Origin of the sequence: Streptomyces sp. NPDC050549 (assembly GCF_040655035.1) — a bacterium.
Taxonomy (GTDB): domain Bacteria; phylum Actinomycetota; class Actinomycetes; order Streptomycetales; family Streptomycetaceae; genus Streptomyces.
The window spans coordinates 17,707-43,081 of sequence record NZ_JBFAJD010000026.1 but is presented as its reverse complement, the minus strand read 5'-3'; the positions used below and the strand labels follow the sequence as shown (position 1 = coordinate 43,081).

Genomic DNA, 25,375 nt, shown 5'->3' with positions numbered 1-25,375 from the left:
CGGAGTGCCCCGTACGGCCGCCCGGCACGAGGTGATCCTCAAGGAGCACGAGTCCGTCCCCGTTCCCCGCTCCAGGCTTTACGGTGACGACCTCGACAGACTCCGTTCGACCAAGGTCGTGGACGTCGTCGAGGTCCGCAACGGCTATGTGCTCAAGGCCAGGGCGACCACCGGTGTGCTGCAGCTCGAACGGATACGGCTCGTGCTACGCCCCAAGCTTCCCATCGCCGGGCGGCAGTTGATCAATTGGCTCTGCTACGCCAACGACCGGAGAACTCCCGACGAGACGCTGCGCAACTGGCCCATAGGCCAGGACGGATACGCCGGTCTGGTGCCCGCCGCCCTGCTCCATGAATGCCGTCTGCTGCTGCGCCGCGGCCTGCGCCGGGACTATGTGCGCCGCCCCCGTATCGACACGGCGCTGCGCGGCCGGCTCGACATGGAGGCGCAGGCAACCCGGTGTTTCGGGGCGGTCGACCGGCTCCATCTCCAGACGTTCGAGTACGAGGACGGCGGCTGGGAGAACCTGGTGTGCGGTGCCGCGCTCACTGTCGCCGCCGAGCGGTCCACGGACCCGGCGCAGATCCGGTGGCTGCTGGACACCGCCGCGCAGTTCCCGACGCCCCGTCGGCCGCTGGACGCGGTGCCACTGCTGGCGCGAGGGCAGTACACGCGGCTGAACACTCACTACCGGGCCGCCCACGCCTGGGCAGGCATGGTGCTCGGCGGCGGTGGCGTCACGGACCTGCTGGACCCGTACGGCTTCGGGGCGAAGAGCCTGCTGCTCAATCTGAACGTGCTGTGGGAGCGGGTCGTGCGCCGCATGGCCGTCGACGCGGCTGTCACTGTGGGCGGGAGGGGCGCGCGAGAGGAAGAGGGAGCCATCCGCACCCATGGCGGGCTGACGGACAGGACCCCGCCGTTCAATCCCGACGTACTGCTGGCCTTCCCGCCGCAGGACGAGGAGTCGACCGCGCCGCGCTTCCTCGCCGTGGACGCGAAGTACAAGAACTACGCGGCGAAGAACGTCTCTTCCGCCGACCGTCACCAGCTCCTCACCTACATCGCCGGCTACACCGGCCCGGAGCACCCGCTCGCCCTCGTCGTCCACCCCGCGCCGGACGGTCCCACCGAACGCGACCTGCGGATCGAGGGGCCGCGTGGCCGCATGGGCCTCATCAAGGTCCTGGGGCTCGACACCCGCACGGGCCCCGAAACCGCCGTGGCACCGCTGCGAAAGGCGATCACCGGGTTCGCCACTTCCAACCGCCCCGCTGTAGCCGGCTTCCGCCACGGCACTGTCAGGGCCCCGAGTTGGTCACGTACGGCCCGCCGCCCCGGCAGCACCTCCGCACAAGCCACCGCACAAGGCCAAACCGCCGCCCCCATCTCCTCCGCCGTCCCCGCGCAGTCCCGCCGGAGCCAGTCCATGACCGTGCCCAGGATCGCGCCCGCGAGGAAGGCGGAGACCGGGTCGGTGGTGTCGGTGTCGGTGGGGAGGCCGCGGCTGGTGCGGGCGGCGAGGGTGATGCGGTGGAGGAGGTGGTTGATCATGCGGGCGCTGCCCTCGTCACAGAGGAGGGCGCGGTAGAGGGGGGCGCGGGCGGCGACATGGGTGAAGAGGGCGGGCAGGGGGTTCGGCAACGGGCTGCCGTCCGGGGCGAGTTGGCCGCGAACCGGCGCGCGCGGCCGGGCGGTTGTGGGACATCGACACCGGCCACGACCTGATGGTCAGCGAGCCGGAAGCCGTCGCCGACCGTCTCGATCGGATCGCTTCGACTTGACAGTCAGTCACATTACCGAAACGTAACCTACCGACAGGTATCACGAGTAACTTACCCGCAGGTAAGTTCCAGGCGAACCACTTCTCGGCGGCGCCGGCGCACACACGTGGGACGCGTGTGTGCGCCACCGCGCCGCCGCTTCCTGACGGCCGCTCCACAGGAGGTTCGCCATGCCCGCACGCCAACGGCGCCTGCTCGGCGCCGCGTTCACCGTCGTCGCCTGCCTCGGGGCCCAGGCGCTCGTCACCGCGACCGCGACCGCCGCCACCGCCTCGGACGAGGTCGTGTCCAGAGGTGTCACGATCCCCGCGTTCTACAACCCGCCCGCCACCCTGCCCGCCGCGAACGGCGCCCTCGTCCGCAGCGAGCCCCTCCCTCTGGCCCTGAGCCTGCCCGGCCTCGACGGCACACTCCCGGGGACCGCGACCCGGCTGATGTACAAGTCCACGGACTCCGACGGACAGCCCGTCGCCGTCACCGGCGCCTACATCGAACCCTCCGCCGACTGGTCCGGCAGCGGCCCGCGCCCCCTCGTCGCGGTCGCCCCCGGAACCGTGGGACAGGGCGACCAGTGCTCCGCCTCGATGGGCCTGGAGCATCCCCTGGTCTTCAACAGCCAGACGGTTTCGGTCGGTTACGAGGATCTCTCCATCTACCGCCTGCTCGCCGAGGGCGTCGCCGTCGTCGTCACCGACTATGTGGGACTCGGCGCCACGGACCGGCTGCACACCTACGTCAACCGGATCGACGAGGCGCACGCGGTGCTGGACGCCGTACGCGCCGCCCGTTCGCTGGCCGGAACCTCGGTCACCGCCGACTCACCGGTCGGGCTCTACGGCTACAGCCAGGGCGGCGGGGCGACCGCCGCGGCCGCCGAACTCCAGTCCTCCTACGCCCCCGACGTCACCCTCTCCGGCACCTACGCCGGAGCCCCGCCCGCCGACCTGACCTCGGTCACCAAGGCCATCGACGGCAGCGAACTCGCCGGCGCGCTGGGCTGGTCGCTCAACGGCTTCCTCCAGTCCGACCCGGCGCTCAAGCCCCTCGCGGAGGCACACCTCAACGATGCCGGGAAGGCCGCGCTCACCGACCTGTCGACCATGTGCGTCGGCGACGCGCTGCTCGGCTACGCCTATACGAAGAGCACCAGTTGGACCACGGACGGGCAGTCCCTCAGCGACATCATCGCGGCGACTCCCGCATTCCGGGCCTACGTCGACGAGCAGCGCATCGGCACACTGAAACCGTCGGGGCCCGTCCGGATCGCGACCGGCGTCAGCGACAACCTCGTCCCGCACGCACAGGCCCGCCAACTCGCCCTCGACTGGTGCGCGAAGGGCGCCGACGTCACGTACAGGCCCGTCGTCCTGCCCAGCGTCGGCAGCGCACTCGTCAACCACTTCGCTCCCCTGCTCACCGACCAGGGCGACGCCATCTCCTGGCTCACCGACCGCCTCTCCGGCAGGTCGGCCACCTCCAACTGCTGGACCATGCCCGTACAGCTCTGAGACCGGAGATCGACACCAATGCCGGGGCCCCGTCCACCTGGCACTCGCTGGGCGGCGTCCCGATGGGCGACGCCGCCGACCTCGCCGGCCGCGTCCTCGGCCACAAGGGTCTCTACGTCCTGGACGGCGCCCGCCTCCCCGGCTCCACCGGCGCCTGCAACCCGTCCATGACGATCGCCGCGCTCGCCGAGCACAGCATGCGGACGATCGTGCAGCAGAACCTGGGCAGGGTGTTCTGACCTCAGGCCCAGGTCACCGGGAGCGCGCGCAGCCCGTACACGATGTTGTCCCGGTTGTAGGCGAGTTGACCGACGGGAACGGCGAGGCGCAGGCCGGGCAGGCGGCGGAGCAGGGTCGTGAGGACGGTCTGCAGTTCCACGCGGGCCAGGGTCTGGCCCAGGCACTGGTGGATGCCGTAGCCGAAGGCGACATGGCGGCGGGCGTCCCGGGTGAGGTCCAGGTCATCGGTCTCACCGAAGAGTCGGCGGTCCCGGTTGGCCGTGGACAGCATGCAGATCACGCCGTCCCCGGCCGGGATCGTCACCCCGCCCACCCGCACGGTCTCGGTTGCCGCGCGCCCCAGGCCCAGATGGATGATCGTGAGATGGCGCAACAGCTCCTCCACGGCGCCCCGGACCAGGCCCGGGTCCGCGCGCAACAGGCGTGTCTGGTCGGGGTGTTGGAGCAGGGCGAGCACGCTGACGGCCGTCATGTTGGCCGTGGACTCGTGCCCGGTGACCAGCAGGAGGAAGCCGAGTGACGCCGTCTCCTGTGGGGTCAGGTCCTCGCGGGCGGCGAGCCGGCTGAGGATGTCGTCGGCGGGGCGGCTGCGCTTCCGAGCCGCCAACTCCGCCAGATAGCCCATGAGTTGGGCATGCGCCCGCTCCGCCTCCGGCCGGGTGGTCCGGTTGTCGAGGAGGGTCCGGCTGAGCGACTGGAACAGGTCGTGGTCCTCGTACGGCACCCCGAGCATCAGGCAGATGACCAGCGAGGGGATCGGCAGCGCGAAGTCCGCCACCAGGTCGGCGGAGGTGCGGCCCTCGGTCATGCGGTCCACGGCCCGGTCGACGATGTCCTGGATGCCCGGGCGCAGTTTCTCGATCCGCTTGACCAGGAAGTCCTTGCTGACCATGCGGCGCAGCCGGGCGTGTTCGGGGTCGTCCATGCGGATGAAACTCGGCTTGGCGGTGGCCAGTTCGCGCTGTCCGGCGGAGAGGAAGGGGAAGCCCGGTGTGCGCGCGTCGGCGCTGAACCGGGCGTCCGCCAGCACGGCACGGACCTCCTCGTAGCCGGTGACGAGCCAGCAGCCGGTGCCGTCCGGCAGCACGGCACGGGTGACGGCGGCCTCGCGGGCGGAGTCGGTGTAGGCGGGCGGCGGGGAGAGAGGGCAACTTCCGTACGGGGCGGGGAGGTTGAGGGCGGTGGTGGCGGTCGTCATGGGCGGGCCGGCTCCTCTTCGTCGACCAGCGTGATGGCTCCGCCGGGGCACAGGTCGGCGGCGAACCGCACCTCGTCGGCGTACCGCGCCTCCGGCTCCGGTACGAGCAGGGTGACCCGGCCGTCTTCCTCGTCCTGCTCGAACACCTCGGGCGCCGCGCCGACGCACTGGCCCGCGCTGCAACAGCGCTCCCGGTCCAGTTGTACGACGAGAGAGGGCTGCCGGTCGGAAGGGGTGCGGAGAGTGTTGAGCGTGGCGCACATGGTGGCGGTCTGGCCCGCCAGGACCAGGAGCTCGACGAGTTGCCCGGCACTGAGGACTCGGGCGAGTCGGCCCCAAAGGCCTTCGGGAACCGTCGAGTTGACAGCCAGCAGGTCGGCCGCCTCCAGGAGGTCGCTGTCCTCGGCCGCCCAGGCGTGGGAGTTCGGGTCGGCCGCCGTCGCGTCGATCTCCGTGGCCGTGAGTCCGGCGTCCGCGGCCGGGGTGCGGTGCCGCCGGTGGACGTAGGGCGCGTCGAGCCTGTGGGCTACGCGCAGAACGATCAGCTCGCGTCTGCGGTGGCCGAGGGTGCCCTCGTGGGTGAGGACGCGGGCGAGGGAGAGCCAGGCGTGGGCGAGGACGGGGTGGTGGGCGAGGGTGCCGAAGAGGTTCTCCCGGCCGGGGCCGTCCTGGTGGGAGTCGGCGAGCAACGACCGCAGGACCGGGGGCCATTCGGCGGGCGGGAGCGGAGGGATACGGGGGACGCGGGTCGTGGTCAAGGCGCTTTCACCTTCGTACGGAGACACGGAGCCGTGGGCCGGGGAGTCGACGTGCTTCACCAGCGGCACACGACCACTCCCGCGCTGGCCCCGCTCGCGAAGCCGAACATGCCGACCAGGTCGCCGCGTCGGAGCCGGCCGGTGTCGAGGGCGGCGGCCAGTTGCAGCGGGATGGTGTTGGTCGCCACATTGCCGTGGGTGGGAAAGGTGGCCAGGACCCGGCCCGGGTCCACGCCCACCCAGTCGCAGACGACCTTGGTGAACGGCACCGAGGGCTGGTGCACACAGACGAGGTCCAGGTCTTCGCCCGTGAGGTCCAACTCCCGGAGTGCGCCGCGCACTTTGTCCGGCAGCCCGTCGAAGGAGCCCACCAGCTGGGCGGAGTCGATGCGGAGATGGCCCATCCTGCGGTGCTGCGCGTACGGGTTGGGCAGGGTCGCCGCCCGCCAGCCCCAGGAGTTGGCGAAGAACCGGGAGCCGAGGATGCCGGGCCGCTCGGCCGCCTCGACCAGCAGCGCCGAGCCCATGTCTCCGGTGCTGAGGCTGGGCAGCGCGGTCGGCAGGTCGGCCGGGTCGTCCAGCTGCCAGCGGCTCTCCCGGGTGCTGACCTCGGCGGTGGTCACCAGCACCCGGCGGTAGCGACCGCCCCGGATGAGCGCGTCGGCGACCTCCAGCGCGTTGAGGACTCCGTTGCAGGCGTTCTTCAGGTCGAACACCGGGCAGCCCAGGCCGAGTTTGTCGGCGACGACATGCGCGGTGGCCGGCTCCTCCATGTCGGCGAGGATGCCGGCGTAGAGGAGCAGGTCGATGCCGGCCGGGTCGGTACCGGTGTCGTCGAAGATGCGCCGGGCCGCGTGCGCGGCCAGGTCGGAGGGCTGCTCCAGGTCGTCGGCCACGGTGCGCTCGGCCAGCCCGTACATGCGCTGGAGCACCCCGCGCGCCAGCGGTACGGCGGGGCTGCCCGCCCGGAAGCGGTCCTCCACCGCGGCCACGCTCTGCCGTCCCTCGGGGATGTGGACGGCGGCGTGAACGATCGTGCTGTGAACGGTCATTGATCCTTCCTGTGTTCGGTCCGCGGTCGTCAGTGTTCGGCGGTGAAGAGCAGCACCACGTTGTGGCCGCCGAACCCGAAGGAGTGGCTGACGGCGGCCCGGACGCGCTGTCGGCGGGGGAGGCCGGTCACGCAGTCCAGGTCGTAGGGGAGGTTGTCCGGGGTGAGGTTGGCGATCGGCGGGACGGTGGAGCGGTGCACGGTGAGGGCGGTGAGCGCGGCCTCGACCGCGCCGGCCGCGCCGAGACCGTGGCCCAGAACTCCCTTGGGCGCGGTGACACTTGGCTGGTGCGGCAGCACCCGCTCGATCAACTCCGCCTCGGTCAGGTCGTTGAGGGGGGTCGAGGTGCCGTGCGCGTTGACGTGGTCGACGTCTCCGGGACCGAGCCCCGCCTCGGCGAGCGCGGCCCGCAGCGCGGCCTCGGCGTGAACTCCCCCTGGCGCGGGGGCCGTCGGGTGGAAGGCGTCGGAGGTCTGGCCGACGCCGGCGAGCCGGGCGTAGCGCCGCTGGCCACGGGCGCGGGCGTCCGCCTCCCGTTCCAGGACGAGGACGGCGGCCCCCTCGGCGATCACGAATCCGTCCCGGTCGGCCGCGAACGGCCGTGAGGCGGCGGCGGGTTCGCCAATGCGCGAGGACAGCGCGCCCATCCGCTGGAAGCCGGAGGTGATCACCGGGGTGACGGCCGCCTCCGCGCCGCCCGCCACCGCGATGTCGCACAGTCCGGCGAGCAGCAGCGCGCGGGCCGTGGCCAGGGCGCTGGCCCCGGAGGCGCAGGCGCTCTCGGTCGCGAGGGAGGGTCCGTGGGCGCCGAGGTCCAACAGGACTTCTCCGGCTGCCATGTTGGAGATCAGCATGGGTACGAGCGCGGGCGACACCAGCTCCGGGCCGCCCTGGTGGTGGCGGAGGGTCTGGTCCTCCAGGTGGGCGGCCCCGGCAAGCCCCGAGCCGATGACCACGGCTACCCGTGCGCCGTCCCACTCTGCGGGGTCGAGCCCGGCGTCGGCGACGGCCTCCCGCGCGGCGAGCACGGCCAGCTGGCTGAAGCGGCCCATGCGCCAGGCCTTGCCGCCGCCGATCCGGGCCTGTTCCGGTGTCATGAGCGGGATACGGCAGGACAAGTCGACGGCGCAGCCCTTGAGTTCGGGGTCGGTGGCGGCGGTGGAGCGGCCGGACAGAACCCCCTCCCAGGTCGCCGCGCGGCCGACCCCGGCCGGGGTGATGAGCCCCAGGCCGGTGACGGAGACGGGTGCGCAGGGTGCTTTCATCACGCCCGCTTGGCGTTCAGCGTGGCGACGAGCTCACCCACGGTGCAGTGTCTGGCCGCCTCCTCCTCCGCGACCGGAACCCCCAGCTCCTCCTGGAGCGCCAGGGCGAGTTCGGCCAGCGCGAGCGAGTCGAGATCGAGGCTCTCCAAAGTGGCCTCCGGGCGGATGTACTCGGGGCTGACCTCGAACTTCTGGGTGAGTACGGCGGTCACGGCACTCTGGACGGGAGACATGGCGTTCCTTTCGACGAGTGGGCGGAGCGGCACAATCGGGGTGCTCGACCTGTTTCGCGGTACGCGAAGACAGCGGGCACCGACGGACGGGGAACAGCGGGGCCGCCCGCGAACGGGCGAGGTCTCAGACGACCGGCATCGGCACGGCCGGGTCGGCACCGTCGGCGCCGGGCGCTTCCGGCAGCTCCGGCCAGACCAGGGCCGCCGAGCCCCAGGTGAGCCCGGCACCGAAGGCCGTGAGCAACACCCGTTGTCCGGCGTGGAGTTCACCGCGTGCGGCGGCGTCGGCGAGGGCCAGCGGGATGGAGGCGGCGCCGGTGTTGCCGACCCGGGCGATGTTGGTGACATGCCGGTCGTCGGGCACGGGGATGCGGGCGCCGACGGCGGACAGGATCCGGGCGTTGGCCTGGTGGGCGCAGAACCGGTCGATGTCCTCGGCCGCCCAGTCCGCGCGCTTGAGCACGGTGTGGGCGGACTGCGTCATACGGGTCACCGCATGCTGGAAGACGTCGTGTCCCCGCATGCGGAAGTAGCGGTCGTCCGGGCCGAATTCGCCCGGTCGGGAGCGTTCCAGCGCACCACCGCCGGGCACTTGGATCAGCTCGTCCCCCGCGCCGTCGCTGCCCAGGTCGAACGCCAGCACCGCACCCGGCTCGTCCGGTGCCCCGCGCCGCAGTACGGCGGCCCCGGCGCCGTCGCCGAACAGGATTCCGGCGGAGCGGTCCTGCGGATCGAGGAGCGTCGAGTACACCTCGGCCGCGACCAGCAGGACCCGGTCCGCGCACCCCGAGGTCAGGGCGCCGACGGCGGCGGCGAGGCCGTAGACGAATCCGCTGCACGCGGCGGACACGTCCCAGGCGGCCGGTGCGCCGAGTCCGAGGCGGGTGGCGAGTCGGGGGGCCATGGCCGGCATCGGCCGGTCGGGGGTGGAGGTGGCGACGACGACGGCGTCGACCGGCGGCCGGCCGGCGGCCGAGAGTGCCCGGCCGGCCGCCTCCAGCGCGAGGTCGCCGGTGCTCACCCCCGGTGCCGCGCGCCGCCGTTCGCCGATGCCGGTGCGTCTGCGCACCCAGGCGTCGTCGACACCCCACGCGGCGGGCAGGGCGTCGTTCGCCACCGCGTCCGGGGGGACGTAACCGGCGATGCCCTCGAGGACGGCCGTCCGCGACGGCGTCAAGAGGGGGGCTGCGCTGGGCAGTCGGTGGGTCACACACGCCTCGTTCGTAAGTGATCTTGGACGAGCGAGCACGACTGTAGATCGGATCAAGATCGGGCCGGGAACGTGACACGATTCGAACTTGCGAGCCAAATCACCCTCCCCACCAGCAAAAACGCAGGTCGGCGGGCGAAGTGAGGAAACGTTACGGCCGTTATGCCGTCCACGGATCACCCGAAAGAGGACGGCAGGTGACCGCCGTTCGGCACACAACCGCCCCGGAGGACACGCCAGTTCACGGGGTCGGGTGACGGCGCTGGGACAATGGGCACATGAGCATCGTCAAGATCAACGTACTCACCGTCCCCGAAGAGCAGCGCGAGACGCTGGAGAAGCGGTTCGCGAACCGCGCCGGGACGGTGGACGGCTCGGACGGCTTCGAGTGGTTCGAGCTGCTGCGGCCCGTCGAGGGCACCGACACCTACCTCGTCTACACCCGCTGGCGCGCCGAGGAGGACTTCCAGAACTGGATGTCCGGCATGGGCCAGGCCGCCCACCGCGGCACGCCCCAGGACGGATCCGCGCAGGGCGAGCGCCCCAAGCCCGCCGCGACGGACGCGACGCTGTGGACCTTCGAGGTGGTCCAGCAGGCCGGCCCCAAGCAGGACTGAGGCCTACGGCACCAGCGCTACGACGTCTCCCGCACCGCCGTCAGTTCGTGCAGGACGCGCGTGAGGTCGGCCGGTGCCGCCGCGAGGCGGACCGGGCGGCCCCCGTCGTCGAGTTCGGCGATGTGCCAGTCGCTGGGGACGGTGTCGCCGTCGCCGCCCCGGGCCCGCCGTACGGCCTTGACGGTGAGCCGTTCCACCGGGATCCGGCGGGCCGCGAACCGGCCCGGGCCCGGGGTCACCGCGGGCGGGCCGTCCCCGAGGGCGATATGGGTGCCGAAGCCGTACGGATTGTAGTCGGTGTGGTCGAGGAAGCGGGCGGCGACGAACACCTCACCGTCCAACTCCGGCAGTTCTGCGGCCGGTTCGGCCTCGCCGGCCGGGCGGACCCGGGTCTCGCGCCAGGCCCAGGTCAGGAGCGCGGCCGTGCCGAGGGTGCCCGCCGCCAGCCAGCCGATCGTGGTGGCGGAGGCCAGCAGGGTCGTGGGGTGGAGGTAACAGAGCGGCACCAGCCACAGGGCCGTCCCGGCGAGGGGGACCGCGAACGGCAGGGCGGAGGGCAGGACTTCGTCGGCGGGCAGCCGGCGTCCGCGCAGCCGCTGCAGGGTCAGCGCGCCGGGGTAGCCCGCGGCGAGGGCGGCGAAGGCCGCGATCACGGCCAGGTCCCCGGCGTCCTCGACATGCCGGTGCCACACGTACCGCGAGCCGCTGACCACCCTCACCTCGCCGCGCCAGAAGGTGAGCCGGACCTTGTCGCCGGCGTGAAAGCCGTTGGCGGCCTCGACCGGGACCTCAAGGCGCGCCATCGGCCGGTTGTCGGTGAAGTACAGCCGGCTGAGCTTCCTGGGCCGGTTGGGGTCGGTCCGCGCGATCACCGCCGAGATGTAGGTCAGGCACTCCCGGAGGTCCGCGGCCGGGGTCGCTGCGGTGCACGGCGTCGCCGACCGCCACGCCCGCTCGTCGGCCGCGGTGTCCGACACGAACGCGGCGGCCACGCCCGCGCCCACCAGCAGCACCACACACCAGACGACGGCCGGACCCGCCCAGCCGCCCCCGGCGGTGCGGTCGGAGATGACGGGGACGGTCGCCGACTCCCGGACGTCGGTCCCGTAGCGCCGGTGCAGGGCTCGGAGTGCGGTCAACTGCGCTTCGAATGCCGCGAGTTGGGTGGCACTGGCGGCCGGCAGGAGCAGCGTCGTGCTGTGCCCGTCCCGCAGCAGCACGCTGACGCGACGGTTCTGCCTGCCCCCCGAGCTGTTGCCGCGCCTCAGCCGTACCCGCAGCTCGGCGACCTCGTGCCACGGCACGCTCCAGCTGCGCAGCAGCGTCCGGGACCGCAGGCCGTGCGCGTCGGCGCTCACCCGGGCGGTGACCAGGTACAGCGACACGAGACCGAGGAACACGAGCGACCCGCCGCCGGTCAGCCACAGCACGTCCGGGCCCCCGTACACCGCGCCCAGCGCGGCCACGACGACCCCCGCCGCCCCGAGTCCGACCGCGGACCACAGGCCACGCGCGGCGGGCACACGGCAGATCACCACGTCAGGGTCATCGGTCATGCCGTAACTCTCTTACCGCCCGCACGGCAAGCGCTTGTGCCTCCTCCGGCAGTCTTCCGACCCGCCACGCTGCCCGGATAAGGCAAGAACACCCCCGCCTCTCCTGTGACTCGTACCACCTCTGCCCGGGAGCGGGTTTACGGCGCCGGACAGCGGTGAGGCGGTCCGGATGCCGTACCGAAACACCACCGCGAAGGACGTCGTACAGGAAGGGACGGCGGCCCCGGCGCCGCGGGCGGGCGCCGTGCCCGAGCGGGTGGTCGGGCCGTCGGCCAGGCCGCGCGACCCGTTCTTCGACAACGCCAAGTACCTGGCGATCGTCCTCGTCGCGATCGGTCACTCCTGGGAGCCGCTGCGCTCCGGCAGCCGTAGCGTGACCGCGTTGTACACGCTCGTGTACGCGGTGCACATGCCGGCGTTCATCGTCATCTCCGGCTATTTCTCCCGGAGTTTCCGCGCCACCCCGCCCCAGCTCAGACGGCTGCTCACGGGAATCGTCGTGCCGTACGTCGTCTTCGAGACGGCCTACACGCTCTTCACCCGCTGGACGGACCACCAACCCGACCGCGCCATCAGCCTGTTGGACCCGCTGTATCTGACGTGGTTCCTGGCGGCGCTGTTCGTCTGGCGCCTCACCACCCCGATGTGGAACCACGTCCGCCACCCGCTGCCGCTCGCGCTGGCCGTCGCGATGCTGGCGACGATGTCCCCCTCCATCGGCAACGACCTCGATCTCCAGCGCGTGCTGCAGTTCCTGCCGTACTTCGTGCTCGGTCTCTCCCTGAAGCCCGAGCACTTCCAGCTCGTACGGCGGCCCGAGGTACGGCAGTTGGCGGTCCCGGTGTTCGGGTGCGCGCTCGCGGTGGCCTACTGGTCGGTCCCGCGCTTCGACTACGCCTGGCTCTTCCACAACGCGAGCGCGGAGCAACTCGGCGTGCCCGACCGGGAAGGGCCCCTCATGACACTGGCCCTCTTCGCCTGCTCGACGCTGCTGGTCGCCTGCTTCCTCGCCTGGGTGCCGCGCCGCCGCACCTGGTTCACCGCGCTGGGCGCGGGCACGCTCTACGGCTATCTGCTGCACGGGTTCGTCGCGCAGGGCGCCAAGTCCTGGGGCTGGTACGGCCCTTCGTGGGTCCAGGGCCCCCTCGGCGAGCTCACGGTGACGGTGGTCGCCGCCGCCGTGGTGACCGCGCTGTGCGCACCGCCCGTCCGCCGGGCCTTCCGCTTCGCGATGGAACCGGAGATGCGGTGGGCGTTTTGCCGTGACGCTACGGAACTGGCCCGTGCCTCGTAGCGATGGTTGTCATTGATCAGCGGGCCGTTCGATGAATTCGCGTTGAATCGCGGCTGACGATTCACGCCGCGACGACTCCCTTGCGAAAAGGCGCACAACCAAGCTCCGAAAGGGCGGGTCGTACGCGGTGTCGGAGTCCGAATTCCCCGGAATCCGCCAACTCCCCTACGTTCCCCGGAGGTTGTGCGATGTCCTCTCGACCCGTCAGTCGCCTCATGGCCCTGGCCCTCGGCACCGGTCTGGCCGCGCCGCTGCTTCTCGCCGGAACCGCGGGCGCGGCCACTGCTCCGGCCACCGCCGCGCTCGGCAACGGCGGCAACGAGGTCCTGTACACGGCCGCCGCCGGACAGGCCAACAAGGCGGTCGTCACCGCGACACACACGACCGGCACCGACAGGATCACGTACGTCATCGCCGACGTCGTCACCATCAAGCCCGGCACCGGCTGTGCGTACCCCACCGCCTCGGACCACACCAAGGTCTCCTGCGCGGTCACCATGCTGGACAGCCAAGACCCCTACCCCACCGTGCAGTTGACGCTCGGCGACGGCAACGACACCCTCACGTACCACAACAGGACGGCCCAGACGTACTACTTCGCCTCGGTCGACCTGGGCGCCGGCAACGACAAGTACACCGAGGACGGCGGCGTCGACGGCGACTACGTCTCGGGCGGCACCGGCAACGACACGATCACCCTCGGCAAGTACTCCGTGGGCTGGGGCGACAACGGCAACGACACCCTGCACGGTGGCGTCGAGACCATCGCCCAGGGCGGCAACGGCAACGACACCATCACGACCGTGGGTGCTGCGGCCGACGGCGGCGCGGGCAACGACGTCATCACCGGCGGCGCGGGCGGCCAGAGCCTGACCGGCGGCGCCGGCAACGACCGGATCAGCGGCGGCGCCGGGAACGACTTCATCTACGGCGGCACGGGCAACGACGTCCTCTACGGCAACGCCGGCGCCGACACCATCTACGGCAACTCCGGCAACGACACGCTGTGGGGCGGCACCGGCACGGACGTCCTGTCGGGCGGGCCGGGTCACAACGCCGTCCACCAGAACTGACGTGAGCCGGACCTGACAGGGGCCGGTCTCAGGACGTGAAGGTGACCACGGCCCGGGCCGGCCGGCGGAACGCGTCGTGGTACAGCGTGGACCGCTCGTCGACGACGTCGACGCGGGTGCCGTTGGCGGCAGTCGACCCGTACTCCCAGGCGGGGCCGCGCAGGGAGGCGCCGCACAGGCCGTCCGGCAGCGCGATCTCGTCCTCGCCGTCCCCGTATTTGGTCCCGTGCTTCTGGTCGAACAGGTCCTCCCCCTCCGGGAGGACGCCCGCGCGGTGCAGGTAGTCCGACATCCGATGGCTCAGGAACGTGACCTCGACGCTGCCGTTGCGGGTGAGGTAGTGGATGTCGGAGGCATCGGCCGGAAGGGGCGCGCCTCCGGCCTCGATCGCGTGCGGCAGCCGCAGATCGCTCCCCGCACACGCCCGGGCGTCCCCGAAGGGATGGAACAGGTCGTCCCGGAACAGCCAGGTCCCCGCGCCGCCCACCGCCGCGAGCACGACCACACCGATCCCCAGCCGTACCGGCACCCGTCGCCGCCCGGCCCCAGCACTCATCAACGCCCCCTCGTCATGGCGAGCGGGAGCCTTCCAAGCACTCCGCGTACACGACAACCCCATAACCCCTTTCCCACCTGTCACAGGCATGCCATACGCTGCGCATGGCAGCCGCGCCCCGCGCGTCACCGCGTCTCTCATCCGCGGTCACGTCCGGGCGTTGCGCGGCGCTCTCAACTCCCGGTCTCCAGACCGGTTTTCCTTGTGGGGGAACAGCACGTGCGGATGCGCAGCATCTCCACCGCGACAGCGCTCGCGGTTCTTTTCGGCTCGGCGGCGCTCAGCGTCGTAGCGACGAGTACGGCCTCGGCGGCCACCGCCAACGTCACCTCGCCCGGCGGTCTGGTCGCGGACGGCGCTCTCAAGCGGGTGTTCGTGGGCGACAGTTCGGCCGGTACGGTCGCGGCCACCGACTACTCGGGCAACATCCTCGCCTCGGTCGGCGGGATCAAGGGCGTCTCCGACCTGGCCGTCTCCGACGACGGGACCACCGTCTACGCGGCGGCGCAGGAGACGCACGAGATCGTGGCGATCGACGCGGCCACCCTCGACGTCAAGGCCCGCTATCCGGTCGCCACCGGCGAGGGACCGCGCTACCTCGCCGTCTCCGCCGGCAAGGTCTGGTTCACCTACGGCGACCAGTGGTCCGGCAACCTCGGCTCGGTCGACCCGGCCACCGACCCGGCGGGCGGCACCGACCCGGTGACCCTCGGGCAGATGCCGGAGGGCGTCTCGATCTGGGACCCGGGCTTCCTCGACACCGCCGCGTCCCGGCCCGGTGTCCTCGCCATCGGCGAGACCGGTATCTCCACCGACTCGATGGCCGTCGTGGACGTCTCGGGGGCCACCCCGCAGAAGGTCGCCCACTACAGCGGCGACTACACGCTCAACAGCGGCATCTACGACATCGACCTGGTGCCCGGCGCCGACGAGGTACTGGTCAACGGCGCGGTGCGGGACGCCTACGCGGACGGCAGGTTCAGTCAGGCGGGCACCTACCCGAGTGGCCAGCAGGCCGACATCGCCGCGGACGGCACGGTCGCGACGACCAGCGGCGGCACGATCACGACGTACAGGCCGAACGCCACCAAGGCGATCCGCACGTACAGCACCGGCGTCTACGGCACGGCCGACCTGGCCTGGGCCCCGGACGACTCGCGGATCTTCGCGCTGGTCGGGAAGTCCGGCGGCGGCTACACGCTCAAGGCGCTGACCGACCCCGAGAAGAACGTCCCGACCCTCACGGTCAACGCCCCCTCCTCCGCGACCCGCGCCAAGAAGCTCACCGTCACCGGGAAGCTCACCTCCGCTGTCGCGCTGCCCGCCGGGGTGAAGCTCCAGGTCACGCGCACCGACCTGGAGTCCCCGAAGGGCAAGGCGCTGCCGGCCGCCACGGTGCAGGCGAACGGCACGTACTCCTTCGCGGACACCCCGCCGGCCGGCGGCACGGTCACCTACAAGGTGTCCTACGCGGGTGACGCCGGGCACGCGGCGGTCAGCGCCTCCGACAAGGTCTCGGTGTCCCGCGCGGCCACCGGCCTGAGCCTGAACAACAACGGCAAGCTGTACTCGTACGGCGCCGACGTGAAGTTCACCGCGCACCTCGGCAAGACCTACAAGAACCGCACGGTCTCCGTCTACGCGGACCCCTTCGGCGCCGACAAGCCGAAGAAGCTGGTCAAGACCGGCAAGGTCAACTCCAGCGGCAACCTCACCGTGACCGTGGACATGACCCGCGACACCGCCGTCTCCGCGGTCTTCGCCGGTGACGCCCGCTACGCGTCCAGGACGGTGAAGGTCACGGCGTACGCCAAGGTCAAGATCTCCACCGCGATCAGCAAGCACTACAAGACGGCGAAGATCGGCTCGACCTCGTACTACTGGTTCCACAAGAACTCGGCGCCGATCGTCACCACGACGATGACCTACTACCCCAACCGCCAGGAGCGCCTCGACCTGCAGGTCTACTACGACGGCCGCTGGTACGACTCCGACTCCGAGTACTTCGGCCTCGGTACGAGCGGCAAGGTCGCGGTGAACCTCGGCGCACCCGGCCAGTCCGGCATCAAGGCCCGCATCCGGGCCGCGTACATCAACGGCTCGTCCGGTGACAACGTCAACTCGACGACATACAGCGACTGGAAGTACATCTACTTCTCCAACTAGCCGATTTCTGACGCCTGTTCACCAGCTGTAGAACAGCCCCGCCGCGAGGACCATGGTCCTCGCGGCGGGGCTGTTCATTTGGGGGAGCCGGATCTCCTCCGGCCGCTCAGCCGTGCGCCGCCCCGGCCCAGAACACCGTGTCGAGGCCGGTCATGAGCTGGTCGTACGCCCGCTCCGCCTCTGCCACGGCATCGTCGTACGCCTCGTCGGCGGTGCGGCCCGCGGCCATCGTCCGCCAGTTCTCCATGCCGAGTTCCTGCTGTACGGCGATCAGGTGCGTGGCGGCGAGGCGTCTGGTGAGCGGGGTGGAGCCCCCGGTGTCGGGGAGGGCCAGGGCTTCGGCGAGGGCGTCGATCTCCTGGCTTCGGTAGCGCTGCACCAGGCCGGTCTGGAGGCTCGGTGTGCCGTAGAGCAGGTCCATGAAGCCGAGCACGTCCGGGTGGTCGTTCAGGCCGGTGATCGGGTCGCGGGCGGCGAGGCGGTCCAGGAAGTGGGCGCGCAGGGCGGCCGTGGGGGTCAGTGCGGGCGGGCGTTCGCGTACGACGCGGGCCGCTTCGCCGAGGTGGTCGGCGAAGCGGTGCAGGACCAGGTCCTCCTTCGCCGGGAAGTACCGGAACAGGGTGGCCTTGGAGACCTCGGCCGCCGCCGCGACCTCCACGACCGACACCTCGTCGAACCCCTTCTCGCGGAAGAGGCGCAGGGCTTCCTGCGCGATGAGGTTCCGGGTGCGTTCCTTCTTGCGCTCACGGAGGCCGGGGAGTTCGTCCATGCGGGCCACATTACCAGAAGATGAGACCAAGAATCAAATGAGACCCGAGATGGAGTGAAGTTCGGAATCTTATGAGACCTGGTTGCATTTTCTCGGTGTTCGGTGTTCCCTTGACGCAACGACGACGAGAGGGATCGCGATGACCGACGACGTACTGGTCGTGGGCGCCGGACCGACCGGCCTCACGCTCGCCATCGAGCTGGCCCGGCGCGGCGTGGGGGTGCGGATCGTGGACGCGGCGCCCGCCCCGCACCGGGAGTCCCGGGGCAAGGGCCTGCAGCCGCGCACGCTGGAGGTCCTGGAGGACGTCGGCGGCACCGGGCGCGCGCTCGCCACCGGAATCACCCGGCTCCCCTTCCGCAAGTACTTCGACGGCGCGCATGTGAACGACACCGTCCCGTTCGCGGACGCCCTCCCCACGCCCGACGCGCCGTACGAGCGGGGGGTGCTCATAGCGCAGTGGCAGGTGGAGGAGATCCTGCGCGAGCGGCTCGCGGAGTTCGGCGTCGGCGTCCAACTCGGCACGGAAGTCACCGGGTTCGAGCAGGACACGGACGGCGTCACGGCCGTCCTCGCCGGCGGGGAGCGGGTCAGGGCCGGCTACCTCGTCGGCTGTGACGGCGGGCGCAGCCGGGTGCGCAGGGCGATGGGGGTGCGTTTCGACGGGACGACCGAGGAGACGCAGTCGATGGTCGTCGGGGACGTGGAGGCCGAGGGGATCGGCCGGGACGTGTGGCACCAGTGGTTCACGTCGGACGGCGGCGGGGTGGCGCTGTGCCCCATGCCCGGCACGGACTCCTTCCAGTTCCAGGCGAGTCCCGAACTCGACGCGGACGGCGAGCCGTTGCCGCCCTCACTGGAGAGCTTCCAGAGGATCTTCGACCGGTACGCGCGCGTGCCCGGCGTCGCGCTGACGAACCCGACCTGGCTCTCCGTCTGGCGGGTCAATGTCCGCATGGTCGACCGGATGCGGGTCGGCCGGGTCCTGCTCGCCGGGGACGCGGCCCATGTCCATCCGATCGCGGGCGGACTCGGTATGAACACCGGTATCCAGGATGCCTACAACCTGGGCTGGAAGCTGGCCCTCGCGGCCACCGGGCAGGCCGGCCCCGGACTCCTGGACACCTACGAGGAGGAGCGGCTTCCGGTGGCCGCCTGGACACTGGGGGTCTCCACTGACCTGTATGCCCGCGCGCTCGAAGCGGTCAAGGAACCCGGCACGGGTGTCGAGGCCGCCGCCCCGCCACCCATGGGCACCGGCTACCCGTGGAGTTCCCTCGCGGGTCCGGCCGACGGTTCCGTGGGCTCCTTCAGCGATCCCGCCGTCCCGCGCTCCGGCGACCGCGCGCCCGACGCGCCCTGCCTCGACGCCTCGGGCGACCCGGTCCGGCTCTTCCAGGTGTACGCCGACCCGCGGTTCACGCTGCTCGGCTTCGGTGCCGAAGTCGCGGACGCCGTGGGCAAGTTGGCGGTCGAGCACGAGGGGCTGCTACAGGCGTTCACGGTGGACGCGGGCGGCGGTTCCTCGGCGGCCGTGGCCGACCTGCACGACCACGAGGGGCATGCCCGACGGGCGTACGGCGTGACGGATCCGGCCCTGGTGCTGGTGCGCCCCGACAACCACGTGGCGCTGTTCAGCCGGGACCCGGCCGAGGTCACCGCTTATCTCGCGCGGATGGTCACATTCACTCCCAAAGGGTGATACTCGGAGTATGAGCACGGCAGCGTACGAACTGCTGGCCGCGTCGTCGCACAACACACTCGACGTGGCCGCAGCCTTTCTGGGTGGCCTGCTGATCGCGGGCGCGCTGGTCTGGGCCATACATTTCGGTATGAAGGTCCGGGACCAGGAACTTCCGCGGCCGCTCCCCGAGGAGCAGCCCCATCTTCCCGCCACCGGCGCCGTCCATGAGATGCGCGAGATGCGGGAACCCGACGAGATGCCCGTCGCCTCGGAGGAGAAGGAACGGCTGATGCCGTACCAGCTCCATCACTCCGGAAGCAGGACGGGAAAGGACCAGAACCGACTGCGCTGGCTGCCGGGAAGGAGCGGTTCCTTCGGCGGGGGCGGGATCGGACACGTCTGACCCGCCCGCTCGCCGGTCCGGCAGTTCGTCGTTACTGGCGCGCCCCGGAGGTCTTCGGGTCGTAGACCGCCAGTGCCCAGATGACGAAGACATCGACCGCGATCATGATGACCGACCAGATCGGGGCGTACGGCAGGAACATGAACTGGAGGATCGCGCCGAGGCTCGCGAGGACGATGCCGCAGACGCGGGCCCAGCTCATACCCCTGAGGATGCCCCAGCCCGTGACGGCGCCCACGGCGCCCAGGCAGAGGAGGATCACGCCCCAGCCGGTGAGGTTGATGCTGTACACATAACTGCCGACGCGGGTGTAGACGTCGTCCTTGGCGAGTGCGGAGATGCCCTGGAGGATGGCGATGACGCCGTTCATCAGCATCAGGACACCGGCGAAGACGGCACCGCCGGCCGCGAGACCACTGCCGGACGGGGGCCGGTCGTAGCCGCGGGCGCCGGGGGCCTGCCCGGTGTCGTTCCAGACCGGGGGTTTCTCCTCGCCGCCGGTGGACGTCGAGTGCGGCTGCTGTGTGGAGTGCGGCTGCTGCGTCATGGCGGTGCCCCACCTCTCTGTGGTGTGCGGTCCGTGGTGGTCCGGTCTCTCTGTGCTGCGTGATGCTTCGACCATCCGGCCGAGGCGCGCCCTCCACCAGGGGGGTTACGCCGTCCGGGTGAGACCGACATGCGGGCGTACGGCAACGGACCTTCACTTGAGGGACAGCCCGGGGAAGCGGCGACTCATGGAGGCGACATGGCGTGGCACAGGGGTGGCACGGCACTGACGGCGGTCGTGGCCGCCGCTCTCACTGCCCTCACCGGCCTGACCGGCTGTTCCGACAACAGCAGCCCTTCCTCGGTCGCGAGCAGGGCGGCGTCCGCCGTCGCGTCCGTCGGCGCGCAGGCCACGGCTGCGATCGCGTCGGCGACCGCCGAGGCCGGTCACCGGCTCGACGAGGTGAAGAACGGCGTCGACGCCAAGGACGCCGTGCACCTGGGCACGCCGACGACCGACTCTGCCGGGCGCAGCACCGTCGAGGTCACGGCCGACAACACGGCGGGCTCGGCCAAGTCCTTCGCCGTACAGGTCGAGTTCAAGGACACCGGCGGGAATCTGCTCGACACCGTGGTCGTCACCGTCTCCGACGTCCCGGCCGGGAAGTCCGGCACGGCGACCGCCCGCAGCAACCGCAAGCTGTCGGGCGACGTGAAGGCGGAGACCGGAACGGCGCTGCGCTACTGACTGCCGGAAGAGGATGTCGTGCAGGTGGGGGTCGGCCGGGTCAGGCCATCCAGAAGAAGACGGCGGTCATCCGCTTCTCCTCCAGCGTGCTGCCGTAGTAACCGGTGGCGCTGTGCACGAGGTTGGCGTGGTAGAGCAGCAGACTGTTGTACTTGTGCGGCACCCGCACATCTTCCTCAAACGCGTCCGGCGCCACGAACCGCGTCCCCAGCGCCTCGACAAGGTTGTTGTGCGGAGCCTGCACGACATTGCCGCCGAGCCGACCACCAGGCAGGTGCTGCCGGTAGAAACTGGTCCCGCAGTCCTTCGGCACAGACGGGTTCAGATACAGCACGGCGGCGTACCGGCACAGCGACCGCGAGTCGGTGTGGGGCCTGGGCTCGCTCTCGCCCTTCCCCACGACCTGGACGCAGTTGTGGTTGAGCGTCCCGCCGCCGGGCGCCTGCTGCACCCACAACTCCTTGGCCCCGGTGGCCTGTTTGACCAGCCGCTCGATCCGCCCCAACTCGGCCGGCTCAAGCCCCGGCATGGTGCGCAGCCCCGGCCAGGTCTCCGAGGTGTACGGATACCCCTTCACCCAGTCGTCCTTCGCGAGACACCGTTCCCGTACGGCGTCGACATCCGGAAGTACGTCGTTCAGCACCCAGTAGTCACGCCCCTTGGTGGGCTTGCGATAGGGCAGCACGGGGAGGGGCGCCTGCCGGGCCCGCTGGGGGTGTGGGGGGAGTGGTGGCATGGGGCCGAACGTATAGCTGGGGTTCGCCAACGCTGCGCCATGCACCGGTCAACATTCCGTCAACGAGGGCGGCCCCCGTCCCGCGCCCGTAGGACCTGTCGGGCAGGCCCCGCGGGCGCGGGAGCGTCAGCGCTTCAGCGTGAACGTGAAGTTGTCGGAGAGTCTGGTGTTCAGGCGGGCCGTCGAGACCAGCCTCCCCTCCGTGATCAGGCTTTCGACCTCGGCCCGTGGCAGGCCGCAGCCCTTCGCGATCAGCCGGACCGGACGGACCGGGATCCGGGCCGCGAAGCGGACCACGATGTCGATCACCTCGCGGTCCAGGTGGCCCGATCCGCCGGTGTCGAGACGCCACGCGCCGGACCAGTCGAGGGAGATGCGGTTACGGCGCTGCAGGGCGGGGTCCTGGAGCAACTCCGCTGTCAGAGCGCGGTCGTTGGCGTGCAGGCCGGCCAACAGTTCCGGTCGTATGGAGCGTACGTTCGCCCGTTCCACGACCGTCAGTTTCGCGGTGTCCCCGCACCCCGTGCACAGCACCAGGAGCCAGACGTCGAGCAGTTTGTGGTGGGCGTTGACGCGGAACTTGCCGCTTGCTTGGAAGTGTCCGGCCCCGCACGCATGACAGCGGCGGCGGACGAGTGGCAGGCAGGTGGGCATGACCACCCAGTTTTCGAGCACAGAAGTACACCGGTTCCAGTGAGAAGACCGCAGCAAAAAGGAGCGCGGCGCAACAGCGCGACGCGCGACGATTCAGCACTCGGGGGTCTCACACGGTGTACAACGGCACGTCCTTGCCCAGACGACTTGGTCGGGCAGCACGGTAGGGGCGGACAGCGTCGCCGCTCCACTGCTTTTCGCGCACCGCTCCCTGTGCGTGTCACATTCGCGTGGTCCGTTTCGTCAGCCCTGTACAAGCAACGGCAACGAAACGCAGAGGAGCCCACCATGGGTGCCCGACTCAACGCCTTCACCAGCCCCATCGCCGGCAAGGCCCTGAAGCACTTCATCGCGGCGGGCAAGGTCGTCGCCGACTCGCCGCTGCCCGCCGCCACGCAGGAACTGGTGAAGATCCGGGCGAGTCAGATCAACGGGTGCGGGTTCTGCACCGACATGCACACCAAGGACGCGGCGGCGGCCGGCGAGACGGCGGCGCGGCTGAACCTCGTCGCGGTGTGGCGCGAGGCCACCGTGTTCACCGACGCGGAGCGCGCCGCCCTGGAACTCGCGGAGCAGGGCACCCGGATCGCGGACGCGGCCGGCGGGGTGAGCGACGAGGTGTGGGGGAACGCCGCGAAGCACTACGACGACGAGCAGCTCATGGCCCTCGTCTCGCTGATCGCCCTCATCAACAGCTTCAACCGCATGAACGTCATGCTCACGGTGCCGGCCGGCGACTACCAGCCCGGTCAGTTCAACTAGCCCGACCCACCCGGAACCCGGGCGCCGAACCGGAGGCATCACCCGCCACTTGTGACGCGCCCCACTCGGGCTTTACCAAAACCAAAGACTTCGAACGCTTCTCGGATCCGTACTCACCACTGTCCGTACCGCCGACGGGCGGTCCACGACACAGGAGGTACGGTGCGCTTTTCGCGGAACGCGACGGGAACGATGGTTGTGGGCGGTGCCCTCAGCCTGACGCTCGTCGCCCTCGCCTATCCGGCAATGCTGGGCGTCAACACGGTCTCCAGCGCGCCCACACGTGTCATCGCCAACACGCAGTGGGGGCCGCTGACCGAGGCCGACCGCGACTTCGTGGTCAAGGTGCGCGCGGCAGGGCTGTGGGAGTACCCCGTCGGCCAGATAGGCCTGAAGAAGGGGGCGAGCCCGGCGGTCATCACCGCGAGCAAGCACCTGATCGACGGGCACGCGGCACTGGACTCCACCGTCCGCAAGATCGCGCCCATGCTCAACATCACGATCCCGAACCAGCCCAGCCCGCAGCAGCAGGGATTCATCAACACCCTGAACGGCGACAGCGGCAAGCAGTTCGACACGGACTTCGCCAACATCCTGCGCGTGACGCACGGTTCGATCTTCAACACCATCGCGAAGATCCGCTCCACGACGGAGAACACCCTCGTGCGGATCCTCGCCAACCAGGCCAACGCGACGGTCCTGGACCACATCACGGTCATGGAGGAGACCGGCCTGGTCAACTTCAGCCAGGTCCTCTTCCAGGAGACGACCCCGCCGAAGCTGCCGGCCACGGACCTGACGCCGCCGCCCCCGGCCGCGGGCCAGCCGGAGGTCGTCCTCACCCCGCCGGTGAACAGCACCACCCAGCCGCCGGCCCTGCCGGGCGAGTCGCCCTCCGGCAACGCCGGGACCTCGACCCCGACCGTCGGCTGAACCCGCTACAGGCCCAGCCACACGGTCGTGTCCGGAGCCAGCAGCCCCAACTGCCCCTCGCCCGCTGCCGGTTCGCTGCTCAGCAGCACCTCTCCCGGCGGCAGGGCGACCGGCTCCGCCGACAGGTTGGTGACACATCGCCAGCCCTCGGTGCGCGTGAAGTGCAGCACTCCGGGCGGGCTGTCCGCGGCCCAGGTCAGTGACTCCCCTTCGAGCAGCTTGCGGCGCAGCCGCAGGGCCGTGCGGTAGAACTCCAGGGTCGAGCCCTCGTTCCCGTCCTGTGCCTCGACGGCGTACGACGCGAAGCTCGCCGGCTGCGGCAGCCACGCGGGGCCGGGCCCGAAGCCGTACGAAGGACCGGTCGTGGTCCACGGCAGGGGTACCCGGCAGCCGTCGCGGCCCTTGTGGGTGTGGCCCCGTTGCTCCCAGATCGGGTCCTGGAGGACCTCGACGGGCAGGTCGGCGACCTCGGGCAGTCCGATTTCCTCGCCCTGGTAGACGTACGACGAACCGGGCAGCGCCAGCATCAGCAGTGTCGCGGCGCGGGCCCTGCGCAGGCCGGCCGCCGGGTCGACGGGCGGGGTGCGTCCGTCGGACAGGAGCCAGGTGTTCGGGTCGGTGCCCGGGGGGAGCATCAGGCGCGAGGCGTGGCGTACGACGTCGTGGTTGGAGAGCACCCAGGTGGCCGAGGCGCCTGCCGCGTGGGCCGTGGCGAGCGAGCCGGTGATCACCTCGCGCAGTTCGTCCGCGTCCCAACCGGCCTCCAGGTACTCGAAGTTGAAGGCCTGGCCGAGTTCCTCGGGGCGGGCGTAGAGGGCGCGGCGGGCGGCCGGGACCCAGGCCTCGGCGATCGCCATGCGGGGCGGGGTGCAGGTGTCGAAGACCGTACGCCGCCAGTCGCGGTAGATCTCGTGGACCTCGTCGCGGTCGTAGTAGGGGTGGCTGCCGGGCGGGAGGGAGCCGAGGACGTTCTCGGCGGACGCCGACACCGGGCCGACGTCCCGCAACGGCTCGCTGAGGTCCTTCACCAGCGCGTGGGCCACGTCGACGCGGAAGCCGTCCACTCCTCGGTCGGACCAGAAGCGGAGCGTGCTGCGGAAGTCGGCCCGCACCTCCTCGTTGTCCCAGTTCAGGTCGGGCTGTTCGGGTGTGAAGAGGTGCAAGTACCACTGTCCGTCGGGCAGTCGGCGCCACGCGCTGCCGCCGAAGACGGACGGCCAGTCGGTGGGCGGGAGTTGGCCGTCCGGGCCGCGTCCGTCGCGGAAGACATAGCGGTCGCGGGCCGGGGAACCGGGCCCTGCGGCCAGCGCCTCCTGGAACCAACTGTGCAGGTGCGAGGTGTGGTTGGGCACGATGTCGACCATGACCTTCAGGCCCAGCCGGTGCGCCTCGGCGACCATCGCGTCGAAGTCGTCGAGGGTGCCCAGGCGCGGATCGACATCGCGGTGGTCGGCGACGTCGTATCCGCCGTCGGCGAGTTCGGAGGGGTAGAAGGGGCTCAGCCAGAGGGCGTCGACGCCCAGGGCGGCGAGGTGGGTGAGCCGCTCGGTGATGCCCCTGAGGTCCCCGAGTCCGTCGCCGTCGGCGTCGGCGAAACTGCGCGGATAGACCTGGTACACAACGGCCTGACGCCACCAGTTCGGGTCACGGGAGGACAGGTCGGACACGTGGTCTCCTTATGAATTCCCTC

Annotated in this window: 25 protein-coding genes; 12 read left to right on the top strand and 13 right to left on the bottom strand. The window is 70.9% G+C overall.

Annotated features, from left to right (window positions below):
• Positions 1-4: 4 nt before the first annotated feature.
• From AB0I51_RS31430 to AB0I51_RS31420, 3 genes are all read left to right on the top strand, one after another.
• On the top strand, positions 5-1,591 hold the full coding sequence (locus tag AB0I51_RS31430; protein ID WP_362980951.1) for a PE-PGRS family protein: 1,587 nt from the start codon (positions 5-7) through the stop codon (positions 1,589-1,591).
• A 363-nt stretch (positions 1,592-1,954) separates the two neighbouring features.
• Entirely contained in the window at positions 1,955-3,292 is a 1,338-nt protein-coding gene (locus AB0I51_RS31425; protein ID WP_362980949.1) for a lipase family protein, read from the top strand.
• The gene (locus AB0I51_RS31420) at positions 3,223-3,531 is read left to right on the top strand and encodes a GMC oxidoreductase (protein WP_362981133.1); all 309 of its coding nucleotides are present in this window, start codon (positions 3,223-3,225) and stop codon (positions 3,529-3,531) included. The genes AB0I51_RS31425 and AB0I51_RS31420 overlap by 70 nt, the downstream gene beginning before the upstream one ends.
• A 2-nt stretch (positions 3,532-3,533) precedes the next feature.
• Here AB0I51_RS31420 and AB0I51_RS31415 read toward each other — a convergent pair whose 3' ends face one another.
• The 6 genes from AB0I51_RS31415 to AB0I51_RS31390 all read right to left on the bottom strand — a co-directional run bounded on the left by AB0I51_RS31415 (position 3,534) and on the right by AB0I51_RS31390 (position 9,248).
• On the bottom strand, positions 3,534-4,730 hold the full coding sequence (locus tag AB0I51_RS31415) for a cytochrome P450 (RefSeq protein ID WP_362980947.1): 1,197 nt from the start codon (positions 4,728-4,730) through the stop codon (positions 3,534-3,536).
• The gene (locus AB0I51_RS31410) at positions 4,727-5,488 is read right to left on the bottom strand and encodes a ferredoxin (protein WP_362980945.1); all 762 of its coding nucleotides are present in this window, start codon (positions 5,486-5,488) and stop codon (positions 4,727-4,729) included. The genes AB0I51_RS31415 and AB0I51_RS31410 overlap by 4 nt, the downstream gene beginning before the upstream one ends.
• A 56-nt stretch (positions 5,489-5,544) precedes the next feature.
• A complete protein-coding gene (locus AB0I51_RS31405; protein ID WP_362980943.1) occupies positions 5,545-6,540 on the bottom strand; it encodes a 3-oxoacyl-[acyl-carrier-protein] synthase III C-terminal domain-containing protein in 996 nt (331 codons plus the stop codon).
• Between the two features lie 29 nt (positions 6,541-6,569).
• Positions 6,570-7,805: a beta-ketoacyl-[acyl-carrier-protein] synthase family protein gene (locus tag AB0I51_RS31400; RefSeq protein WP_362981131.1), complete on the bottom strand. Its 1,236-nt coding sequence runs from the start codon at positions 7,803-7,805 to the stop codon at positions 6,570-6,572.
• Positions 7,805-8,038: a phosphopantetheine-binding protein gene (locus tag AB0I51_RS31395; RefSeq protein WP_362980941.1), complete on the bottom strand. Its 234-nt coding sequence runs from the start codon at positions 8,036-8,038 to the stop codon at positions 7,805-7,807. The genes AB0I51_RS31400 and AB0I51_RS31395 overlap by 1 nt, the downstream gene beginning before the upstream one ends.
• Before the next feature lie 124 nt (positions 8,039-8,162).
• The gene (locus tag AB0I51_RS31390; protein ID WP_362980939.1) at positions 8,163-9,248 is read right to left on the bottom strand and encodes a beta-ketoacyl-ACP synthase III; all 1,086 of its coding nucleotides are present in this window, start codon (positions 9,246-9,248) and stop codon (positions 8,163-8,165) included.
• A gap of 278 nt (positions 9,249-9,526) precedes the next feature.
• Between AB0I51_RS31390 and AB0I51_RS31385 the strand changes: the two genes are divergently transcribed.
• Positions 9,527-9,865, top strand: a complete 339-nt coding sequence (locus AB0I51_RS31385; RefSeq protein ID WP_362980937.1) for an antibiotic biosynthesis monooxygenase — start codon at positions 9,527-9,529, stop codon at positions 9,863-9,865.
• A 17-nt stretch (positions 9,866-9,882) separates the two neighbouring features.
• Here the strand turns inward: AB0I51_RS31385 and AB0I51_RS31380 are convergent, their stop codons facing one another.
• On the bottom strand, positions 9,883-11,421 hold the full coding sequence (locus tag AB0I51_RS31380; RefSeq protein WP_362980934.1) for a PH domain-containing protein: 1,539 nt from the start codon (positions 11,419-11,421) through the stop codon (positions 9,883-9,885).
• Between the two features lie 169 nt (positions 11,422-11,590).
• On the opposite strand from AB0I51_RS31380, the gene AB0I51_RS31375 reads away from it, so the two are divergent.
• Together AB0I51_RS31375 and AB0I51_RS31370 are read left to right on the top strand one after the other, a co-directional pair.
• Complete coding sequence (locus tag AB0I51_RS31375; protein WP_362980932.1) at positions 11,591-12,715, top strand: acyltransferase family protein; 1,125 nt, start codon at positions 11,591-11,593, stop codon at positions 12,713-12,715.
• A 188-nt stretch (positions 12,716-12,903) separates the two neighbouring features.
• Entirely contained in the window at positions 12,904-13,788 is an 885-nt protein-coding gene (locus AB0I51_RS31370) for a calcium-binding protein (protein ID WP_362980930.1), read from the top strand.
• Positions 13,789-13,816: 28 nt separating this feature from the next.
• On the opposite strand, the gene AB0I51_RS31365 is transcribed toward AB0I51_RS31370, so the two are convergent.
• Complete coding sequence (locus AB0I51_RS31365; RefSeq protein ID WP_362980928.1) at positions 13,817-14,344, bottom strand: hypothetical protein; 528 nt, start codon at positions 14,342-14,344, stop codon at positions 13,817-13,819.
• Between the two features lie 225 nt (positions 14,345-14,569).
• On the opposite strand from AB0I51_RS31365, the gene AB0I51_RS31360 reads away from it, so the two are divergent.
• Positions 14,570-16,510, top strand: a complete 1,941-nt coding sequence (locus AB0I51_RS31360; protein WP_362980926.1) for an Ig-like domain repeat protein — start codon at positions 14,570-14,572, stop codon at positions 16,508-16,510.
• A 106-nt stretch (positions 16,511-16,616) separates the two neighbouring features.
• Here the strand turns inward: AB0I51_RS31360 and AB0I51_RS31355 are convergent, their stop codons facing one another.
• Positions 16,617-17,279, bottom strand: a complete 663-nt coding sequence (locus tag AB0I51_RS31355) for a TetR family transcriptional regulator (protein ID WP_362980923.1) — start codon at positions 17,277-17,279, stop codon at positions 16,617-16,619.
• 139 nt (positions 17,280-17,418) lie between these two features.
• Between AB0I51_RS31355 and AB0I51_RS31350 the strand changes: the two genes are divergently transcribed.
• Positions 17,419-18,981: an FAD-dependent monooxygenase gene (locus tag AB0I51_RS31350; RefSeq protein ID WP_362980921.1), complete on the top strand. Its 1,563-nt coding sequence runs from the start codon at positions 17,419-17,421 to the stop codon at positions 18,979-18,981.
• Positions 18,982-18,991: 10 nt separating this feature from the next.
• Positions 18,992-19,366, top strand: a complete 375-nt coding sequence (locus tag AB0I51_RS31345) for a DUF6479 family protein (protein WP_362980919.1) — start codon at positions 18,992-18,994, stop codon at positions 19,364-19,366.
• A gap of 31 nt (positions 19,367-19,397) precedes the next feature.
• Here AB0I51_RS31345 and AB0I51_RS31340 read toward each other — a convergent pair whose 3' ends face one another.
• Positions 19,398-19,913, bottom strand: coding sequence for a hypothetical protein (locus AB0I51_RS31340; RefSeq protein ID WP_362980917.1), 516 nt, complete (start codon positions 19,911-19,913; stop codon positions 19,398-19,400).
• Between the two features lie 198 nt (positions 19,914-20,111).
• Between AB0I51_RS31340 and AB0I51_RS31335 the strand changes: the two genes are divergently transcribed.
• Complete coding sequence (locus tag AB0I51_RS31335; RefSeq protein ID WP_362980915.1) at positions 20,112-20,600, top strand: hypothetical protein; 489 nt, start codon at positions 20,112-20,114, stop codon at positions 20,598-20,600.
• 40 nt (positions 20,601-20,640) lie between these two features.
• Here AB0I51_RS31335 and AB0I51_RS31330 read toward each other — a convergent pair whose 3' ends face one another.
• On the bottom strand, positions 20,641-21,336 hold the full coding sequence (locus AB0I51_RS31330; protein ID WP_362980913.1) for a DUF6445 family protein: 696 nt from the start codon (positions 21,334-21,336) through the stop codon (positions 20,641-20,643).
• A gap of 126 nt (positions 21,337-21,462) precedes the next feature.
• On the bottom strand, positions 21,463-22,011 hold the full coding sequence (locus AB0I51_RS31325; protein WP_362980911.1) for a DUF1062 domain-containing protein: 549 nt from the start codon (positions 22,009-22,011) through the stop codon (positions 21,463-21,465).
• A 267-nt stretch (positions 22,012-22,278) separates the two neighbouring features.
• Between AB0I51_RS31325 and AB0I51_RS31320 the strand changes: the two genes are divergently transcribed.
• Both AB0I51_RS31320 and AB0I51_RS31315 read left to right on the top strand, forming a co-directional pair.
• Positions 22,279-22,752, top strand: coding sequence for a carboxymuconolactone decarboxylase family protein (locus AB0I51_RS31320; RefSeq protein WP_362980909.1), 474 nt, complete (start codon positions 22,279-22,281; stop codon positions 22,750-22,752).
• A 198-nt stretch (positions 22,753-22,950) separates the two neighbouring features.
• Positions 22,951-23,685, top strand: a complete 735-nt coding sequence (locus tag AB0I51_RS31315; protein ID WP_362981129.1) for a DUF4142 domain-containing protein — start codon at positions 22,951-22,953, stop codon at positions 23,683-23,685.
• Between the two features lie 5 nt (positions 23,686-23,690).
• On the opposite strand, the gene AB0I51_RS31310 is transcribed toward AB0I51_RS31315, so the two are convergent.
• A complete protein-coding gene (locus AB0I51_RS31310) occupies positions 23,691-25,352 on the bottom strand; it encodes a glycoside hydrolase family 13 protein (RefSeq protein ID WP_362980907.1) in 1,662 nt (553 codons plus the stop codon).
• Between the last annotated feature and the right edge of the window lie 23 nt (positions 25,353-25,375).

Excerpts from the sequence above, each read along its gene's own strand:
- AB0I51_RS31425 (WP_362980949.1), top strand. The coding sequence starts at position 1,955 with ATGCCCGCACGCCAACGGCGCCTGCTCGGCGCCGCGTTCACCGTCGTC.
- AB0I51_RS31415 (WP_362980947.1), bottom strand. The coding sequence starts at position 4,730 with ATGACGACCGCCACCACCGCCCTCAACCTCCCCGCCCCGTACGGAAGT.
- AB0I51_RS31405 (WP_362980943.1), bottom strand. The coding sequence starts at position 6,540 with ATGACCGTTCACAGCACGATCGTTCACGCCGCCGTCCACATCCCCGAG.
- AB0I51_RS31400 (WP_362981131.1), bottom strand. The coding sequence starts at position 7,805 with ATGAAAGCACCCTGCGCACCCGTCTCCGTCACCGGCCTGGGGCTCATC.
- AB0I51_RS31395 (WP_362980941.1), bottom strand. The coding sequence starts at position 8,038 with ATGTCTCCCGTCCAGAGTGCCGTGACCGCCGTACTCACCCAGAAGTTC.
- AB0I51_RS31385 (WP_362980937.1), top strand. The coding sequence starts at position 9,527 with ATGAGCATCGTCAAGATCAACGTACTCACCGTCCCCGAAGAGCAGCGC.
- AB0I51_RS31380 (WP_362980934.1), bottom strand. The coding sequence starts at position 11,421 with ATGACCGATGACCCTGACGTGGTGATCTGCCGTGTGCCCGCCGCGCGT.
- AB0I51_RS31375 (WP_362980932.1), top strand. The coding sequence starts at position 11,591 with ATGCCGTACCGAAACACCACCGCGAAGGACGTCGTACAGGAAGGGACG.
- AB0I51_RS31370 (WP_362980930.1), top strand. The coding sequence starts at position 12,904 with ATGTCCTCTCGACCCGTCAGTCGCCTCATGGCCCTGGCCCTCGGCACC.
- AB0I51_RS31365 (WP_362980928.1), bottom strand. The coding sequence starts at position 14,344 with ATGAGTGCTGGGGCCGGGCGGCGACGGGTGCCGGTACGGCTGGGGATC.
- AB0I51_RS31360 (WP_362980926.1), top strand. The coding sequence starts at position 14,570 with ATGCGCAGCATCTCCACCGCGACAGCGCTCGCGGTTCTTTTCGGCTCG.
- AB0I51_RS31355 (WP_362980923.1), bottom strand. The coding sequence starts at position 17,279 with ATGGACGAACTCCCCGGCCTCCGTGAGCGCAAGAAGGAACGCACCCGG.
- AB0I51_RS31350 (WP_362980921.1), top strand. The coding sequence starts at position 17,419 with ATGACCGACGACGTACTGGTCGTGGGCGCCGGACCGACCGGCCTCACG.
- AB0I51_RS31345 (WP_362980919.1), top strand. The coding sequence starts at position 18,992 with ATGAGCACGGCAGCGTACGAACTGCTGGCCGCGTCGTCGCACAACACA.
- AB0I51_RS31340 (WP_362980917.1), bottom strand. The coding sequence starts at position 19,913 with ATGACGCAGCAGCCGCACTCCACACAGCAGCCGCACTCGACGTCCACC.
- AB0I51_RS31335 (WP_362980915.1), top strand. The coding sequence starts at position 20,112 with ATGGCGTGGCACAGGGGTGGCACGGCACTGACGGCGGTCGTGGCCGCC.
- AB0I51_RS31330 (WP_362980913.1), bottom strand. The coding sequence starts at position 21,336 with ATGCCACCACTCCCCCCACACCCCCAGCGGGCCCGGCAGGCGCCCCTC.
- AB0I51_RS31320 (WP_362980909.1), top strand. The coding sequence starts at position 22,279 with ATGGGTGCCCGACTCAACGCCTTCACCAGCCCCATCGCCGGCAAGGCC.